At 68.1% G+C, this 15,291-nt stretch carries 15 protein-coding genes and 1 riboswitch; of the genes, 9 read left to right on the forward strand and 6 right to left on the reverse strand.

Going from position 1 to position 15,291, the window contains the following annotated elements; genetic code table 11:
• Positions 1 to 79: 79 nt before the first annotated feature.
• Positions 80 to 1,153, reverse strand: a complete 1,074-nt coding sequence (cobW, locus tag AMK58_RS14975) for a cobalamin biosynthesis protein CobW (RefSeq protein WP_035681422.1) — start codon at positions 1,151 to 1,153, stop codon at positions 80 to 82.
• 180 nt (positions 1,154 to 1,333) lie between these two features.
• Positions 1,334 to 1,549: riboswitch (cobalamin riboswitch) on the reverse strand.
• A 290-nt stretch (positions 1,550 to 1,839) separates the two neighbouring features.
• On the opposite strand from cobW, the gene AMK58_RS14980 reads away from it, so the two are divergent.
• The 7 genes from AMK58_RS14980 (at position 1,840) to AMK58_RS15010 (ending at position 9,493) form a co-directional block, all read left to right on the forward strand.
• Positions 1,840 to 2,604 (forward strand): ABC transporter ATP-binding protein, encoded by a 765-nt coding sequence (locus AMK58_RS14980; RefSeq protein ID WP_059399139.1) that lies wholly within the window; start codon positions 1,840 to 1,842, stop codon positions 2,602 to 2,604.
• A complete protein-coding gene (locus tag AMK58_RS14985; RefSeq protein ID WP_035681427.1) occupies positions 2,597 to 3,319 on the forward strand; it encodes an ABC transporter ATP-binding protein in 723 nt (240 codons plus the stop codon). The genes AMK58_RS14980 and AMK58_RS14985 overlap by 8 nt, the downstream gene beginning before the upstream one ends.
• 58 nt (positions 3,320 to 3,377) lie before the next feature.
• The gene (locus AMK58_RS14990; protein ID WP_059399140.1) at positions 3,378 to 4,580 is read left to right on the forward strand and encodes an ABC transporter substrate-binding protein; all 1,203 of its coding nucleotides are present in this window, start codon (positions 3,378 to 3,380) and stop codon (positions 4,578 to 4,580) included.
• Between the two features lie 155 nt (positions 4,581 to 4,735).
• Positions 4,736 to 5,623, forward strand: coding sequence for a branched-chain amino acid ABC transporter permease (locus AMK58_RS14995; RefSeq protein WP_059399141.1), 888 nt, complete (start codon positions 4,736 to 4,738; stop codon positions 5,621 to 5,623).
• A gap of 3 nt (positions 5,624 to 5,626) precedes the next feature.
• Positions 5,627 to 6,613, forward strand: coding sequence for a branched-chain amino acid ABC transporter permease (locus tag AMK58_RS15000; RefSeq protein WP_059399142.1), 987 nt, complete (start codon positions 5,627 to 5,629; stop codon positions 6,611 to 6,613).
• A gap of 47 nt (positions 6,614 to 6,660) precedes the next feature.
• Entirely contained in the window at positions 6,661 to 8,640 is a 1,980-nt protein-coding gene (locus AMK58_RS15005) for an acetoacetate--CoA ligase (protein WP_051141047.1), read from the forward strand.
• Between the two features lie 67 nt (positions 8,641 to 8,707).
• Positions 8,708 to 9,493, forward strand: a complete 786-nt coding sequence (locus tag AMK58_RS15010) for a 3-hydroxybutyrate dehydrogenase (RefSeq protein ID WP_035683663.1) — start codon at positions 8,708 to 8,710, stop codon at positions 9,491 to 9,493.
• 47 nt (positions 9,494 to 9,540) lie between these two features.
• On the opposite strand, the gene AMK58_RS15015 is transcribed toward AMK58_RS15010, so the two are convergent.
• Entirely contained in the window at positions 9,541 to 10,242 is a 702-nt protein-coding gene (locus tag AMK58_RS15015; RefSeq protein ID WP_035683647.1) for a glutathione binding-like protein, read from the reverse strand.
• A gap of 168 nt (positions 10,243 to 10,410) precedes the next feature.
• On the opposite strand from AMK58_RS15015, the gene AMK58_RS15020 reads away from it, so the two are divergent.
• Positions 10,411 to 10,602, forward strand: a complete 192-nt coding sequence (locus AMK58_RS15020; protein ID WP_035683644.1) for a hypothetical protein — start codon at positions 10,411 to 10,413, stop codon at positions 10,600 to 10,602.
• 24 nt (positions 10,603 to 10,626) lie between these two features.
• On the opposite strand, the gene AMK58_RS15025 is transcribed toward AMK58_RS15020, so the two are convergent.
• A complete protein-coding gene (locus AMK58_RS15025; protein ID WP_035683641.1) occupies positions 10,627 to 10,845 on the reverse strand; it encodes a hypothetical protein in 219 nt (72 codons plus the stop codon).
• A gap of 214 nt (positions 10,846 to 11,059) precedes the next feature.
• Between AMK58_RS15025 and AMK58_RS15030 the strand changes: the two genes are divergently transcribed.
• Positions 11,060 to 11,548, forward strand: coding sequence for a response regulator (locus AMK58_RS15030; RefSeq protein ID WP_035683639.1), 489 nt, complete (start codon positions 11,060 to 11,062; stop codon positions 11,546 to 11,548).
• A 66-nt stretch (positions 11,549 to 11,614) separates the two neighbouring features.
• Here the strand turns inward: AMK58_RS15030 and AMK58_RS30905 are convergent, their stop codons facing one another.
• The 3 genes from AMK58_RS30905 to treY form a co-directional block, all read right to left on the reverse strand.
• Entirely contained in the window at positions 11,615 to 11,773 is a 159-nt protein-coding gene (locus tag AMK58_RS30905) for a hypothetical protein (RefSeq protein WP_167555915.1), read from the reverse strand.
• Positions 11,774 to 11,952: 179 nt separating this feature from the next.
• A complete protein-coding gene (locus tag AMK58_RS15035) occupies positions 11,953 to 12,432 on the reverse strand; it encodes a cupin domain-containing protein (protein WP_236778269.1) in 480 nt (159 codons plus the stop codon).
• A gap of 5 nt (positions 12,433 to 12,437) precedes the next feature.
• Entirely contained in the window at positions 12,438 to 15,206 is a 2,769-nt protein-coding gene (gene treY, locus AMK58_RS15040; protein ID WP_035683634.1) for a malto-oligosyltrehalose synthase, read from the reverse strand.
• Positions 15,207 to 15,291 lie beyond the last annotated feature (85 nt).

The following is a 15,291-nucleotide window of genomic DNA, read 5'->3' on the forward strand; positions in this document are numbered from 1 at the left end:
CGCTGCGGTCTCCGCGGGCGACCCTCACCCTCCCGCTCTGCGAGCGGGCCCCTCCCTCTCCCGGGACGGGAGAGGGCTTTTATGACAGCGCCGCGGTGACGGCGTCGCGGTCCAGGCCCGTCTCGCCGATCACCACGAGACGGCTGCGGCGCGGCTCGTCGGGCTTCCAGAAGCGGTCGAAATGGGTCTGGATGCGCGTTCCCACGCCCTGCACCAGCAGGCGCATCGGCTTGCCCGGCACGTCGATGAAGCCCTTCAGGCGCAGCACGCCATGGGCGGCGGCGACCCGCTCCAGAGTCTTCGCCAGCGCCGCCGGGTCGGGCTGCGGGCCGAGTTCCACGACGAAGCTGGTGAAGTCGTCGTGGTCGTGGCCCTCCTCCTCGTCATGGTGGCTCGGGCGGTTGGCGAGGTCGTCCTCGGCCCCGGCGCCGACGCCGAGCAGCACCACCGGATCGACCTTGCCGTTGCTGGCGCGCAGGATCTTGGCCTCGCGCCCAGTGCCGCCCTCAGCCATGCCGCCCTCCGCCATGGCGGCGCGGATCAGGTCCTCGACCTTCGCCAGATCGGCGGCACCGACCAGATCGGTCTTGTTCACCACGATCAGGTCGGCGCAGAGGAGCTGGTCCTCGAACACCTCCTCCACCGGGGTCTCGTGGTCGAGCTGCCCGGCCTCGGCGGCCTGGGCGGCCAGCGCCGCCGGATCGGGGGCGAAGCGGCCCTCCGCGGCGGCGGCGGCGTCGACCACCGCAACCACCCCGTCCACTGTCACCCGCGTCTTGATCGCCGGCCAGTGGAAGGCCTGGACCAGCGGCTTCGGCAGGGCGAGGCCGCTCGTCTCGATGATGATGTGCTCCGGCGGCTGGGGGCGGGCCAGCAGCTTCTCGATGGCCGGGACGAAATCGTCGGCGACGGTGCAGCACAGGCAACCGTTCGCCAGCTCGATCACGTCGTCCTCGCTGCAGGTCGGATCGCCGCAGGCGCGCAGGATCTCGCCGTCGATGCCGACGTCCCCGAACTCGTTGATGATGAGCGCCAGACGGCGTCCGGCGGCCTGCTCCAGCAGGCTGCGGATCAGCGTCGTCTTCCCGGCGCCGAGAAAGCCGGTGATGACGGTGGCCGGGGTCTTCCCGGCGGTCAGCGGGCCGGTGGTCATCGGCCGTCTCCTGAAAATGGAAAGAGGGGATGGAGTGGGGCGTCGGTCCGCCGGTCAGCGGAGCGGATGCCCGGCGGCCAGCGACGGAGCGGCGGCCGGGAGCGGCAAGGCGGACGGACTGAGGACGGCGCGATGCGTCATGATCTGGTTTCCCTGTCTCCGCCACACCCGGCGGATTGGATGAGTGTCGGTCCGGCGGCAGGTTTCCTGGCTCGCGGGTCGTCGCCGCGCCTCCCGCCTTCCCGGCCTGACGGCCCGTGGCATTTCCGGAGGCGGACTCGCCGCATACAGTTGCGGGGGCAGCCGCGGCCTTGGACCCCATCCGGGTCCGCACCGCATTCCCTATTATCCCCGTGCCTTCACGGCGGACGGGGCACCGTCGGAGGCGCAGAATTGCAGGCGGACCCCCGTTTTGCAAGCGGCCATTTGGCGCCCGGAAATCATGCCGCCGAACCCGGAACGCTCCGTTCATCCCGCCGTTGGTGTGTCGGAAGATTGGTACAGTCTGTCTGGAAAGCTGACACTCCGGACCGCGTGCGATGCCCGTCGCCGCCTTTGATGAATTTAACGATTTCAACGAATTAACGAATTTTCCCGCAATTGGCATGCCCTGTGCTTATATCAGCGTAACCAAAAACGCGGACCGGCAGACGACGCGGACGAACAGGGAGGGAAAAGCGGCACCCATGGCCGACGACATCATTCTGGAAGCGCGCGGACTCTCAAAGGAGTTCAAGGGCTTCATCGCGGTGAAAGAGGTGAACCTCCAGGTTCGCCGCGGCACGATCCACGCGCTGATCGGCCCCAACGGCGCCGGCAAGAGCACGGTCTTCAATCTGCTGACCAAGTTCCTGACGCCGACGCGCGGCCAGATCCTCTACAAGGGGCGCGACATCACCGCCATGAAGCCCGCCGACGTGGCGCTGCTCGGCATGGTGCGCTCCTTCCAGATCTCCGCCGTCTTCCCGCATCTCAGCGTGCTGGAGAATGTCCGCGTCGCGCTGCAGCGCCCGCGCGGCACCAGCTTCCATTTCTGGAAGCCGGAGGCCAGCCTCTACGACCTGCACGCCCGCGCCGAGGAGCTGATCGAGGCGGTGAACCTGACCCCCTGGGCCGGCCACACCGCCGCCGAGCTGCCCTACGGCCGCAAGCGCGCGCTGGAGATCGCCACCACGCTGGCCCTCGACCCGGAGGTGATGCTGCTCGACGAGCCGCTGGCCGGCATGGGCCACGAGGACATCGAGGGCACCGCCGCCCTCATCAAGCGCGTCTCCGCCGACCGCACCATCCTGATGGTGGAGCACAACCTGTCGGTCGTCGCCCACCTGTCGGACACCATCACCGTGCTCCGCCGCGGCGAGATCCTGGCGGAGGGCGCATACGACGTCGTATCGCGCAACCCGCAGGTCATGGAAGCCTACATGGGGACGGGTGAGGTGGGCCATGCCTGATGGCGCGACTGTGAAAACGGCCATGCTGGAGATCCGCGACCTCCAGGCCTTCTACGGCGAGAGCCACGTGCTGCACGGCGTCAACATCGACGTGCGCCAGGGCGAGGTGGTGACTCTGCTCGGCCGCAACGGCGCCGGCAAGACGACCACCATGCGCTCGATCATGGGCATCGTCGGCAAGCGCAACGGCTCGATCCGCTTCCAGGGCAAGGAGCTGATCGGCATGGCGCAGCACAAGATCCCCCGCCTCGGCATCGGCTACGTGCCGGAAGAGCGCGGCATCTTCTCCTCCCTCAGCGTGGATGAGAACCTGATGCTGCCGCCGGTGGTGAAGTCGGGCGGCATGACCGTGCCGCAGATCTACGAGCTGTTCCCCAACCTCCAGGGCCGCGGCACCACCCAGGGCACGCGCCTGTCGGGCGGCGAGCAGCAGATGCTGGCCATCGCGCGCATCCTGCGCACCGGCGCCGACCTGATCCTGCTCGACGAGCCGACCGAGGGGCTGGCCCCCGTCATCATCGAGCAGATCGGCGTGGCGGTGCGCAAGCTGAAGCAGCGCGGCTTCACCATCGTGCTGGTGGAGCAGAACTTCCGCTTCGCCGCGACCATCGCCGACCGCCACTACGTGATGGAGGAAGGCCATGTCGTGGACATGATCCCCAACGACCAGCTCGCCCAGAACATGGACAAGCTGCACACCTATCTGGGTGTCTGACCAAATCACCCCCTCTGCTGAACACACGCAAAACAAAGCCAATCGAAGGGAGTTCGAAATGCTCAAGACGTTGCTTTGCGGGACCGCATTGCTGGCGCTGACCGCCGGGGCCGCGCACGCCCAGGTCTCCAACAACGTGATCAAGATCGGCGTGATGAACGACCGGTCCGGCATCTACGCCGACCTCGCCGGCGAAGGCTCGGCCATCGCCGCCCGTCTGGCGGCCGAGGAGTTCGGCGGCAAGATCGCCGGCGCGCCGATCGAGATCGTCGTCGCCGACCACCAGAACAAGGCCGACATCGCCGCCAACACGGCGCGCGAGTGGATCGACGCCGGCAACGTGGACGTCATCGCCGACGTGCCGAACTCGGCCGCGGCGCTGGCCGTGCAGGGCATCACCAAGGACAAGAAGCGCATCTTCCTGATGTCCGGCCCGGGCTCGACCGACCTCAGCGGCAAGTCGTGCAGCCCCTACGGCTTCCAGTGGACCTACGACAACTACGCCATGGCCGCCGGCACCGCCCGCGCGCTGGTCGAGCAGGGCAAGAAGAACTGGTTCTTCATCACCGCGGATTACGCCTTCGGCCACTCGCTGGAGGATGAGACCACCAAGATGGTCAAGCAGCTCGACGGCAAGGTCGCGGGCAACGTCCGCCATCCGCTGGGCACCGCCGACTTCTCGTCCTACCTGCTGCAGGCCCAGGCCTCCAAGGCCGACGTGATCGGCCTCGCCAACGCGGGCGGCGACGCCACCAACGCGGTCAAGCAGGCGTCGGAGTTCGGCATCACCCAGTCGGGGCAGAGCCTCGCCGGCCTGCTGCTGTTCATCAGCGACGTGAACGCGCTGGGCCTCCAGGCCGCCCAGGGCCTGCTGCTGACCACCGGCTTCTATTGGGACACGGATGACCAGACCCGCGAGTGGACCAAGAAGTTCGAGGCCAAGGCCGGCCGCAAGCCGACCATGGTCCAGGCCGGCGTCTATTCCGCCGTCCGCCACTATCTGAAGGCGGTCGAGGCGGTCGGCTCCGATGATCCGGACAAGGTCGCCGCCAAGATGCGTGAAACCACGGTCGAGGACATGTTCACCAAGAACGGCAAGATCGCCGCCAACGGCCGCATGTTCCACGACATGTATCTGGCCCAGGTGAAGACCCCGGCCGAGTCCAAGGGCCCCTGGGACTACTACAAGATCGTGAAGACGATCCCGGCCGAGCAGGCGTTCCTCGACCCGGCCAAGAGCGGTTGTTCGCTGGTGAAGTAAGGTTGTCGCGTCGGGCCCCCTCCCAACCCTCCCCCACCTTCGGTGAGGGAGGGCTAAGTTCCCTCCCCTGCGCAGCGGGGGAGGGTTAGGGAGGGGGCTCCACCCCAAGCACCCAATCAAAAAAACACAAGTCCGATACACAGGGAGGGACGGTCATGTTCGACTTGCTGGGGGTGCCGCCCCAGGTCCTGTTCGGCCAGCTTCTGCTCGGCCTCATCAACGGGTCCTTCTACGCGCTGCTCAGCCTTGGGCTGGCGGTCATCTTCGGCATGCTGAACGTCATCAACTTCGCCCACGGCGCGCTCTACATGATCGGCGCCTTCGTGGCGTGGCTGCTGCTGACGAAGCTCGGCCTCGGCTACTGGTGGGCGCTGGGCCTGTCGCCGCTGATCGTCGGGTTGCTCGGCGTGGTGCTCGAAAAGACCATGCTGTCGCGCCTTTACAAGCTCGACCATCTCTACGGCCTGCTGCTGACCTTCGGCCTCGCCCTGATCATGGAAGGCGCCTTTCGCCATTTCTACGGCGTGTCGGGCCAGCCCTATCCGATCCCGGACGCGCTCAAGGGCGGCCAGAACCTCGGCTTCATGTTCCTGCCCAACTACCGCGGCTGGGTCGTCGTCGCCTCGCTGATCGTCTGCTTCGGGACGTGGTTCGCCATCGAGCGGACGCGGCTCGGCGCCTACCTGCGCGCCGCCACGGAAAACCCCGTGCTGGTCCAGGCCTTCGGTATCAACGTGCCGGTGATGATCACCGCCACCTACGGCTTCGGCGTCGCACTGGCCGGGCTGGCCGGCGTGCTGGCGGCGCCGATCTACCAGGTGTCGCCGCTGATGGGCACCAACCTCATCATCGTCGTCTTCGCGGTGGTGGTGATCGGCGGCATGGGCTCCATCCTCGGCGCCATCGTCACCGGCCTTGGGCTGGGGCTGCTGGAAGGCCTGACCAAGGTCTTCTACCCCGAAGCCTCCAACATCGTGGTGTTCGTCGTGATGGCGATCGTCCTTCTCATCAAGCCCGCGGGCCTCTTCGGACGGGAGCGCTGAGCCATGGCCGCCCAAATCAAGACGACCGACACCCAGACGACCACCATCGCGCTGCGCCGTCCGGGGCAGGACAGCACCCGCAACGCCATCATCCTCGGCATCGGCCTGCTGATCGCGCTGGCGGCACCCTACGTGCTGTACCCCGTCTTCGTGATGAAGGTGCTGTGCTTCGCGCTGTTCGCCTGCGCCTTCAACCTGCTGATCGGCTTCGCCGGGCTGCTGAGCTTCGGCCACGCCGCCTTCTTCGGCGGGGCGGCCTACATCACCGCCCATTCCGCCAAGGTCTGGGGGCTGGGGCCGGAGGTCAGCATCCTGCTCGGCATGGGCTTCTCCGCCCTGCTGGGCCTCGCCTTCGGCGCGCTGGCGATCCGCCGGCAGGGCATCTACTTCGCCATGATCACGCTGGCGCTGTCGCAGATGGTCTTCTTCATGGCGCTGCAGCTCAAATTCACGGGCGGCGAGGACGGCATCCAGGCGGTGCCGCGCGGGCATCTGTTCGGCGTGATCGACCTGAACAACTCGCTGTCCATGTACTACTTCGTGCTGGCGGTGTTCCTGGTCGGCTTCGCGGTGGTCTGGCGCGCGGTGCATTCGCCCTTCGGTCAGGTCCTGAAGGCGATCCGCGAGAACGAGCCGCGCGCCGTGTCGCTCGGCTACCGGACGGAGCGTTACAAGCTGTTGGCCTTCGTGCTGTCGGCGAGCCTCGCCGGACTGGCCGGCGGGACCAAGGCGCTGGTCTTCCAGCTCGCCTCGCTGACCGACGTGACGTGGCAGATGTCGGGCGAGGTGGTGCTGATGACGCTGCTCGGCGGCATGGGCACGCTGCTCGGCCCGGTGGTGGGTGCCGCCATCGTCGTCACGCTGGAAAGCTATCTGGCGGCCACCAGCATGCCGGTTCCGGTGGTGATCGGCGCGATCTTCGTGGTCTGCGTGCTGGTCTTCCGCCGTGGTATCGTGGGCGAACTTCAGGCCCGCTTCGGCCGTCGCTGAACGTCAAGAACCGAACGGCATAAAAAGCCAAAATCAGGAACCGCAAGATGGATCAACCGCCCCCTGGTCAATTGCTTTCTGATCAGCCGCTGTGGACCCCGTCGGAGGCGCGCGTGGCCGCCTCCAACCTGACGGCTTTCCGGCAGGCCGCGAGCGCCCGCTTCGGGCTGCGGCTGGACGATTACGACGCGCTCTACGACTGGTCGGTCGCCGGCAAGGAGGATTTCTGGCGCTTCCTGTGGGAGTGGGCCGGGCTGACCGGCGACCTCGGCGGCGTCGCGCTGGCCGATGGCGACAAGATGCCCGGCGCCCGCTGGTTCCCCGAGGCCAGCCTGAACTACGCCGAGAACATGCTCGCCAACGCGCCGGAAGGCGAGGCGGTCGTCTTCTGGGCCGAGGACAAGGTCAAGCGCCGCTGGTCCGGCGCCGAGCTGAAGGCCGAGGTGTCCCGTCTCCAGCAGGCGCTCAAGGCCGCCGGCGTCGGCAAGGGCGACCGCGTCGCCGCCGTCGTCCCCAACATGCCCGAGACGCTGGCCGCCATGCTCGCCACGGCCAGCCTCGGCGCCATCTGGTCCTCCTGCTCCCCCGACTTCGGCGCCCAGGGCATCACCGACCGCTTCGGCCAGATCGAGCCGACGGTCCTCTTCGCCCCCGACGCCTACTGGTACAACGGCAAGAGCCACGACGTCCGCGCCAAGATCGCCCAGGTGCTGACCGAACTGCCCACCGTCAAGGCCGCCGTCATCATCCCCTACGTCAACGAGACGCCGGACGTCTCGGCCATCCGCGGCGGCGTCACCTGGGGCGACTTCATCGCCCCCTTCGCGGCGGCGGAGCCGAGCTTCGAGCGGGTGGCCTTCAATCACCCGCTGTTCATCCTCTATTCGTCGGGCACCACTGGCAAGCCCAAGTGCATCGTCCACGGCACCGGCGGCACGCTGCTCCAGCACGTCAAGGAGCACCGGCTGCACAGCGACGTGAAGCCGGGTGATCGGGTGTTCTACTACACCACCTGCGGCTGGATGATGTGGAACTGGCTGGTTTCCGGGCTGGCCGCCGGGGCGACGCTGCTGCTCTACGACGGCTCGCCCTTTGCGCCGGATGGCAACATCCTGTTCGACTATGCCGACGCCGAAGGCATGACGCTGCTCGGCACCTCGGCCAAGTTCATCCAGCAGGCCGAGAAGTCGGGGCTGGAGCCGATGCGCACGCACCGGCTGGACACGCTGCGGGCGCTCGCCTCGACCGGCTCGCCGCTGATGCCGGAGAACTTCGCGTACGTCTACCGGGCCATCAAGACGGACATCCATCTGGCCTCGATCAGCGGCGGCACGGACATCGTGTCCTGCTTCGTGCTGGGCAACCCGACGGCCCCGGTGTGGGCGGGCGAGTTGCAGACGGCGGGGCTCGGCATGGCGGTGGCGGCCTTCGACGACGCCGGCCATGCGGTCAGCGGCGAGAAGGGGGAGCTGGTCTGCACGCGGCCCTTCCCCTGCATGCCGGTGGGCTTCTGGGCCGACCCGGACGGGGCGAAGTACCGGGCGGCCTATTTCGAGCGCTTCCCCAACGTGTGGACGCACGGCGACTTCATCGAGCGCACCGTTCATGGCGGCTGGGTGATCTATGGGCGCTCGGACGCGGTGCTGAACCCCGGCGGGGTGCGCATCGGGACGGCGGAGATCTACCGGCAGGTGGAGCAGCTTCCGGAGATCCTGGAGGCGGTGTGCATCGGCCAGGAATGGGACGGCGACGTGCGCGTCATCCTGTTCGTGGTGCTGCGCGAGGGGCTGACCCTCGACAAGGCGCTGGAGGACACGATCCGCAAGCGCATCAAGGAGAATTGCTCGCCGCGGCACGTCCCGGCGCGCATCGTGGCGGTCAAGGACATCCCGCGCACGCGCTCGGGCAAGATCACCGAACTGGCGGTGCGCGACGCGGTGCACGGCCGCCCGATCAAGAACACCGAGGCGCTGGCCAATCCCATGGCGCTCGACGAGTTCCGCGAGCGCCCGGAACTGGAAGGCTGACCGGCGTCCAGCCCTCTCCCCGGCGGGGGGAGGGCACCCAAACCAACAAGACAACAGAGGATAAGCCATGACCTTGACTCAGAAGGTCGCGGTGGTCACCGGCTCGACCAGCGGGATCGGCTTGGGCATCGCGCGGGCGTTGGCCGGAGCCGGGGCGGACGTGGTGCTGAACGGTTTCGGCGACGCGGCCGCCATCGAGGAGCTGCGCGCCGGTCTGGCGGCGGAGTTCGGCGTGCGCGTCGGCTATCACGGCGCCGACCTGTCCAAGCCGGCGGAGATCGCCGCGCTGATCGGCCACGCGGAGGAGACGTTCGGTTCGGTCGATGTGCTGGTGAACAACGCCGGCATCCAGCACGTCGCCCCGGTGGAGGACTTCCCGGCCGACCGCTGGGACGCGGTGATCGCGCTCAACCTGTCCGCCGTCTTCCACGGCACCCACCACGCTCTGCCGGGTATGAAGCGGCGCGGCTGGGGGCGCATCCTCAACATCGCCTCCGTGCACGGCCATGTCGCGTCGGTCAATAAGTCGGCCTACGTCGCGGCCAAGCACGGCGTGGTCGGGCTGACCAAGACGGTGGCGCTGGAAACGGCGAGCACCGGCGTCACCTGCAACGCCATCTGTCCGGGCTGGGTGCTGACCCCGCTGGTGCAGAAGCAGATCGACGCGATCGCCTCGACCAAGAACATCCCGGAGCCGCAGGCGAAGGCGGAACTGCTCGGCGCCAAGCAGCCCTCCGGCGCCTTCGTGACGCCGGACGAGCTGGGCGGGCTGGCGGTTTTCCTGTGCTCCGATTCAGCGGCGCAGATGACCGGCGCCAGCCTGCTGATGGACGGCGGCTGGACCGCGCAGTAAGGGCTTTGCTGCCCTCTCCCGCCTCGGGGCGGGAGAGGGGTTCATCATCACTTCTGGACGTTGGCGGCGGTCTGGCCGAAGAGGATCTTCTTGCCCTCGTCGGTGACCGACGGGCGCTTGGCCAGTTCCGCACCCTTCTCATAGGCGCGGACGGTCGCCGGGCGGGCCTGGATCGCTTCGAACCAGCGCTTCAGCTCCGGGAAGTCGGCGAGGTTCTGGCGCTGCCGCTCGTGCGGGACGACCCAGGGGTAGCAGGCCATGTCGGCGATGGTCAGCTCGTCGCCGGCGATGAAGGCGCGGCCGGCCAGACGCTTGTTCAGGACGCCGTAGAGCCGGTTGGTTTCCTTCACATAGCGGTCGATGGCGTAGGGAATCTGTTCGGGCGCGTACTGCACGAAATGGTGGTTCTGCCCGGCCATCGGGCCGAGGCCACCCACCTGCCAGAACAGCCACTCCAGAACCGTCTTGCGGCCCCGCAGGTCGGCGGGCAGGAACTTGCCGGTCTTCTCCGCCAGATAAATCAGGATCGCGCCGGATTCGAAGACGGACACCGGCTCCCCGCCGTCGGCCGGAGCGCGGTCGACGATGGCCGGCATGCGGTTGTTGGGGGACATCGCCAGGAAGTCCGGCTTGAACTGGTCCCCGGCGGAGATGTCCACGGGATGGATCGTGTAATCCAGCCCGGCCTCTTCCAGGAACAGCGTGATCTTGTGCCCGTTGGGGGTCGGCCAATAGTGAAGGTCGATCATGGCGGTCCTTCCGGTTTGTCTCCAGCCCCGAAAAGTGATGGAGCGAACGGTTTCAGGCAACCCGCGCCGTGCGCGGATCAGCCCTCCGGAAGGGGCAGGCGACGGGCGCAACGTCGCGGCCCCCGAAATGTTGAATACGGTGAACCGACAATCAGCATGAGGACCGTCATGAGCGACGACCGGACACCCGCCACCCAGCCCCAGCGCAAGGACGACCGGATCGACGAGGCCCAAGAAGGCACCGCCAAGCCTGATCGGGGCAAGCCCGACCAGGGCGGCGAGGCCGAACTGACCGAGAAGGAGGAACAGAAACGCGGCGGCGCCAACAAGTCCACGCCGGGGCCGATCTACGACGTGTGAAGCCGGGCCCTGACGACCAACCTTTCACGAGACGAGCGCCAGGGTGGGGTCGGGCGGTATCGGCGTGGCGTCTTCCAGCGTCCGGGCCACCTCGTCCAACGGGGCGGCGACCACCAGCGGTTCGGAGCGTCCGGCGAAGGTGATTTCAGTCCGCTCCCCCTCGGTTCCGCGCAGGTAGAGAACGCCCGCGGCGTTGATCAGGACCGGTGCCCCGGCGCGGTCGGTGAATTCGATGAACTTCATGCAGGACTCCCACGGAGGTTGCATCACGCTTGGACTGTCTCAAACACGCAAAGAGGGTGGCGGGTTCGCTTCTCCGGATGGCACTGCCCATTCGGTGCCCCGCCGGCTCGTTCCATTGCGCGCAATCAGCCCCTTGATTGATGCACCGCATCGACAAACATGGGCGCTGCGGGCCACGTCGGCCCGCGCCGTCCGCGAACAAGGAACAGATGCCGTGAAGTTGCTCGTCGTCGAAGACGACCCGTTGATCGGGCCCGCCATCAAGGCCGTGATGGAGAATGCCGGTTACACGGTCGTCGGCCCTCTGCGCGACGCCGCCAAGGCGACGCGGCTGGGGGTCCGGGAACAGCCGGATCTTGCCCTGGTGGACGTCTATCTGGCCGGGGGTGAGAACGGGCTGACGCTGGCCCGCAAGCTGTGGGAGGAACACAACATCCCCTCCCTGCTGATCACCGGCTTCGACCACCGCGGCGAGGAGGCGCGCGATTTTGCGGTCGGCCTGCTGCGCAAGCCGGTGATGCCCGACGCGCTGGTCGATGCCGTCGGAGCCGTCGGGGAAATTCTTGCGGGGCTGCGCCCGTCCTCCATTCCCCCGGCGCTGGAACTGTTCGGGCGGCCCGAGCGCTTGCCCGCCGCAGTGCCGCAGCCGGCGCCCCAGTCGTCGCCGCAACCCGTACAGCAGCCCATGCGGCGGCAGGGCTGAGACCCTGAGGCCTCGCCCTGCCATTTTCGCATGCTTTAAACAGTATCCTTAGACAATGACCGTTGGTCAGCGGTCCGGACTCTCTTCCGGACCGCCCGGCGCGGGTGCTTCCGCCGGCTGAGCGGAATTCTGCGCGGGGGCCGCGACGGATGAAACGTCCTGCGGCTTGGTGTTCTCGGAGCCGTTGCTGGGGTCCAGCTCGACCCACTGGCGATGATCGCTCATGACTTGTCTCCCGTCCGTCTGTGGTCGCGTCCCGTGGTGCAGGAATGGTCCGATGAGGCGCCTCTCGTTTCTCGGGTTCGGGCGCCTGTCCTTTGGAATAACGCGTGGCGAAGGGATTCGATCAATCCCGAGCGAAGAAATCGGGTATTTTGTGAGGCAGCCCTGTCAAGGGGGCTCTTTCAAAAGCCCCCGCGGGCCAGCGCCGGTTCACCGCGCCGCAACAGCCGGCGAGCCAGCGACAGCGGGGTACGCAACATCTGGCGGACGGCGGCGCGGGGGCCGAGCGGTTTCTCGATCGCGTAGTATTTGCGGATCGTCTCCCGCACTTCCCAGACGCCGGTGAAGCCCCTGGGAATGACGAAGGCGTCGCCCTCTCCATGCTCCTGCGGCGCGCCGTCCCGGGGGGTGATGACCACCCGCCCGGCCAGCAGGACGCAGAACTCCTCGTAGGGCCAATCGGCCATGGCGATGGTGCCCGGCGTGCATTGCCAGACCCCGCAGGCGAACCGTCCCCCGCCGCCGTCGTAGAGGTTCAGGAAACTCTCCTGAGGGTCGCCGGACAGTACGATCCCGAAGACGGCGGGCTTGCCGGGATCGCTCCCGATCAGCCGCTGGTCGATGGGAACGAGCGCGCGGCGCGGCGGCGGGTTGCGGTCCATGGCACTCACCCCTCCCGCACCAGCAGCGCGACGGGGAAGTCCCGGAAGAGGTCGGCAGCGGTCACCGCGTCGGCGGCCTCCAGCGTCCCGTCGGTCAACGCGTTGCGCCAGCGCTGCCCGCGCGGCAGCGGGACGGAGGTGTCGCCCCAGTCCGGCGTCTCGCCCAGCGCGCCCACCAGCCGCGGGGCGGCGACCACCACGGTGTCGTCGCCCAGCCGGCGGGCGAAGGCCACCACATGCTCCGCCCGTTCGCCCGTCGCTTCCAGCGGCAGGTACTCCCCCTTGGCGAACAGGTCGGGCATGGCCGTCCGCAGGGCCAGGGCGCGCCGGGTCAGGGAGAGCTTCACCGCCCCGTCCTGCCAGCGGCTCAGCAGGCTGCCGATCGCCGCCCCCTCGACCTCGTCGAGCAGGCGGCGGCGGGCGTCGTAATCCACCGGGCGCCGGTTGTCGGGATCGACGAGGCTGAAGTTCCACAGCTCGCAGCCCTGGTAGATGTCCGGCACGCCGGGGCTGGTCAGCTTCAGCAGGGTCTGGGTCAGCCCGTTGACCATGCCGATGCGGGCAAGCCGCTCCTGGAAGGGCAGGAAGGCGTCGAAGAAGGCGTTGCTGCGCGTCACGTCCAGCGCGTCGTGGACGAAGCTGGTCATGGCGCTTTCATAGGCCTCGTCGGGGGCGGCCCAGGTGCTGTGGACCTTGGCCTCGCGCATCGACTTGGTCATGGCCCCGGCGAGGCGCTCCGCGAACTCCGTCATCGCCTGCGGGTCGAGGCTTGCGGGGTCCGCGCCGGTCAGCTCCGCCGGCCAAGCCCCGACGAGGAGCTGGTAGAACAGATACTCGTCGTTGCGGTCGGGCGGGGCGGTGCCCTCCACGTCGCCGCGGCGGGCGCGCAGCAGGCGGCTCCAGGTCTGAATCTGCCGCTCCCATTCCTCCGGCATTTCCGACAGGGCGTAGAGGCGGGCGCGGGTGTCCTCGCCGCGCTTGGTGTCGTGGGTGGTGCTGCCCAGCATGGCGTGGGGCCAGCGGGCGGCGCGCTCCGCGTTGGCGTTGTGGAAGTTGGCGGTGCCGACCCCGAAATGCTCCGGGTGCCCGCCCACCTCGTTCAACGCGGCCAGCCGGTTGTAGCGGTAGAAGGCGGTGTCCTCCAGCCCCTTGGCCATCACCGGACCGCTGTACTGCTGGAAGCGCATGGCGAAGCGCAGCACCTGCTGGCGGCTGTAGCCGCTGCGCGGCTGGGCCACCAGATCGGTGGTCAGCAGCCTGTGCAGGAAGTCGTAGGCGGAGCCGTCGGTGTTCGGATCGGCCTTGCGCGCCTGGGTGATCGCCCAATCGATGCTCCGCCGGTCCAGCTCGCTGACGCCGCGCCAGTCCACATAGGTGCGGTAGACCGGGAAGCGGGCAATGGTCTCCTTCAGCGCCTGATGCAGGATGTTGGCGGTAAAGTCGGCGGTGCGCGGGTTGGCGCGGGCGATGCGCGAGGCCTGCCGGGCCAGAACATGCAGCTCGCTGGACATCTCGCTGTCCATGATGCGGATTTTGCTCGTCCGCACCACCTCGTCGAAGCTCTCGCGCCGCCCGGTGAAGTCGGCGTAGAGGCGGGTGAAGGCCTCCTCCCCCCGCGGGTCGACGAACAGCCCGCCCATCAGGTTGGCGAACTCGTAGCCGGTGGTGCCGTCGATCGGCCAGTCCTCGCGCAGCCGCTCGTGGCGGGCGAGGATCTTCTCGACCACCAGATAGAAGGGCCGCTCCGTCGCCTCGGCCAGCCGCTCGCAATAGCCCCTGGGGTCGTAGAGGCCGTCGATGTGGTCGATGCGCAGCCCGTCCAGCGTGCCGTCGTCAACCAGCTTGAAGGCCAGCCGGTGGGCGACGTCGAACAACTCCCGCTCCTCCATGCGCAGGCCGGCGAGTTCGTTGATGTTGAAGAAGCGGCGGTAGTTGATGTCGTCCGCCGCCACCTTGAAATAGGCGGCGCGCCAGTTCTGGGCGGCGATCAGGTCGGTCAGGCGGCGCCAGCTCTCCGGCTCGCCCTCCTCGCCGCGGAAGCGCTTCAGCCGGCGCTCCACGGCCTCGGCCACGTCCGCCTTCTCGGAGACCAGGGCAGCCAGCTCGGCCTTCAGGGCGTTGGCGCGGCGGATCTGGTGCGGGCGCACCTGATCGAGATGGCGGAAGGCGTCGCCGATGCGCTCCAGGTCCGGCTGGTCGTCGCCGAGGATCGTGCCGTAGTCGGCGGGCCGGATGGGCAGCTTGTGGGTGTCGTAGGCCCAGACGGCGAAGCCGCCCGTTTCCTTGTCGAAGCGCAGCTCCAGCCCGCCGGATTCCAGCACCGCGCCGAACTGGTCGCCGAGCAGCGGCACCAGCACCTTGCCGTGCAGGTAGCGGCGGTCGGGCTCCCACTCGATGTCGAAGTAACCGGCATAGGGGCTGTCCGGTCCCCATTCCAGCACGTCCAGCCACCAACCGTTGTCCGACCCGCCGACGCCCATGTGGTTGGGCACGAAGTCGAGGATCTGGCCGAGCCCGTTGCGCTTCAGCGCCTCCACCATGCCATGGAAGGACTCCTCGCTGCCCAGCTCCGGGTTCAGGGCGTTGTGGTCGACGATGTCGTAGCCGTGGGTGCTGCCCGGCCGCGCCTTCATGTAGGGCGAGGCGTAGAGGTGGCTGACGCCCAGCCGCGCCATGTAGTCGGCGATTCCGGCGGTGCGGTCGAAGCCGAACTCGGCGCGCAGCTGCACGCGGTAGGTGGCCAGGGGGATCGGCTTTTCGGCGTCCGCCGCCATGGGTTGGTCTCCTGATGGATGTTCCCTCTCCCCCCTGGGGAGAGGGGAGGGTGAGGGGGTTGCGCGTGTGCCGGACGTTCGGGAG

The organism is Azospirillum brasilense, assembly GCF_001315015.1.
GTDB lineage: Bacteria > Pseudomonadota > Alphaproteobacteria > Azospirillales > Azospirillaceae > Azospirillum > Azospirillum brasilense.

What these genes read in the sequence shown, in the direction of transcription:
- cobW (WP_035681422.1), bottom strand. Translation starts at nt 1,153, where the DNA reads ATGACCACCGGCCCGCTGACCGCCGGGAAGACCCCGGCCACCGTCATC.
- AMK58_RS14980 (WP_059399139.1), top strand. Translation starts at nt 1,840, where the DNA reads ATGGCCGACGACATCATTCTGGAAGCGCGCGGACTCTCAAAGGAGTTC.
- AMK58_RS14985 (WP_035681427.1), top strand. Translation starts at nt 2,597, where the DNA reads ATGCCTGATGGCGCGACTGTGAAAACGGCCATGCTGGAGATCCGCGAC.
- AMK58_RS14990 (WP_059399140.1), top strand. Translation starts at nt 3,378, where the DNA reads ATGCTCAAGACGTTGCTTTGCGGGACCGCATTGCTGGCGCTGACCGCC.
- AMK58_RS14995 (WP_059399141.1), top strand. Translation starts at nt 4,736, where the DNA reads ATGTTCGACTTGCTGGGGGTGCCGCCCCAGGTCCTGTTCGGCCAGCTT.
- AMK58_RS15000 (WP_059399142.1), top strand. Translation starts at nt 5,627, where the DNA reads ATGGCCGCCCAAATCAAGACGACCGACACCCAGACGACCACCATCGCG.
- AMK58_RS15005 (WP_051141047.1), top strand. Translation starts at nt 6,661, where the DNA reads ATGGATCAACCGCCCCCTGGTCAATTGCTTTCTGATCAGCCGCTGTGG.
- AMK58_RS15010 (WP_035683663.1), top strand. Translation starts at nt 8,708, where the DNA reads ATGACCTTGACTCAGAAGGTCGCGGTGGTCACCGGCTCGACCAGCGGG.
- AMK58_RS15015 (WP_035683647.1), bottom strand. Translation starts at nt 10,242, where the DNA reads ATGATCGACCTTCACTATTGGCCGACCCCCAACGGGCACAAGATCACG.
- AMK58_RS15020 (WP_035683644.1), top strand. Translation starts at nt 10,411, where the DNA reads ATGAGCGACGACCGGACACCCGCCACCCAGCCCCAGCGCAAGGACGAC.
- AMK58_RS15025 (WP_035683641.1), bottom strand. Translation starts at nt 10,845, where the DNA reads ATGAAGTTCATCGAATTCACCGACCGCGCCGGGGCACCGGTCCTGATC.
- AMK58_RS30905 (WP_167555915.1), bottom strand. Translation starts at nt 11,773, where the DNA reads ATGAGCGATCATCGCCAGTGGGTCGAGCTGGACCCCAGCAACGGCTCC.
- AMK58_RS15035 (WP_236778269.1), bottom strand. Translation starts at nt 12,432, where the DNA reads ATGGACCGCAACCCGCCGCCGCGCCGCGCGCTCGTTCCCATCGACCAG.
- treY (WP_035683634.1), bottom strand. Translation starts at nt 15,206, where the DNA reads ATGGCGGCGGACGCCGAAAAGCCGATCCCCCTGGCCACCTACCGCGTG.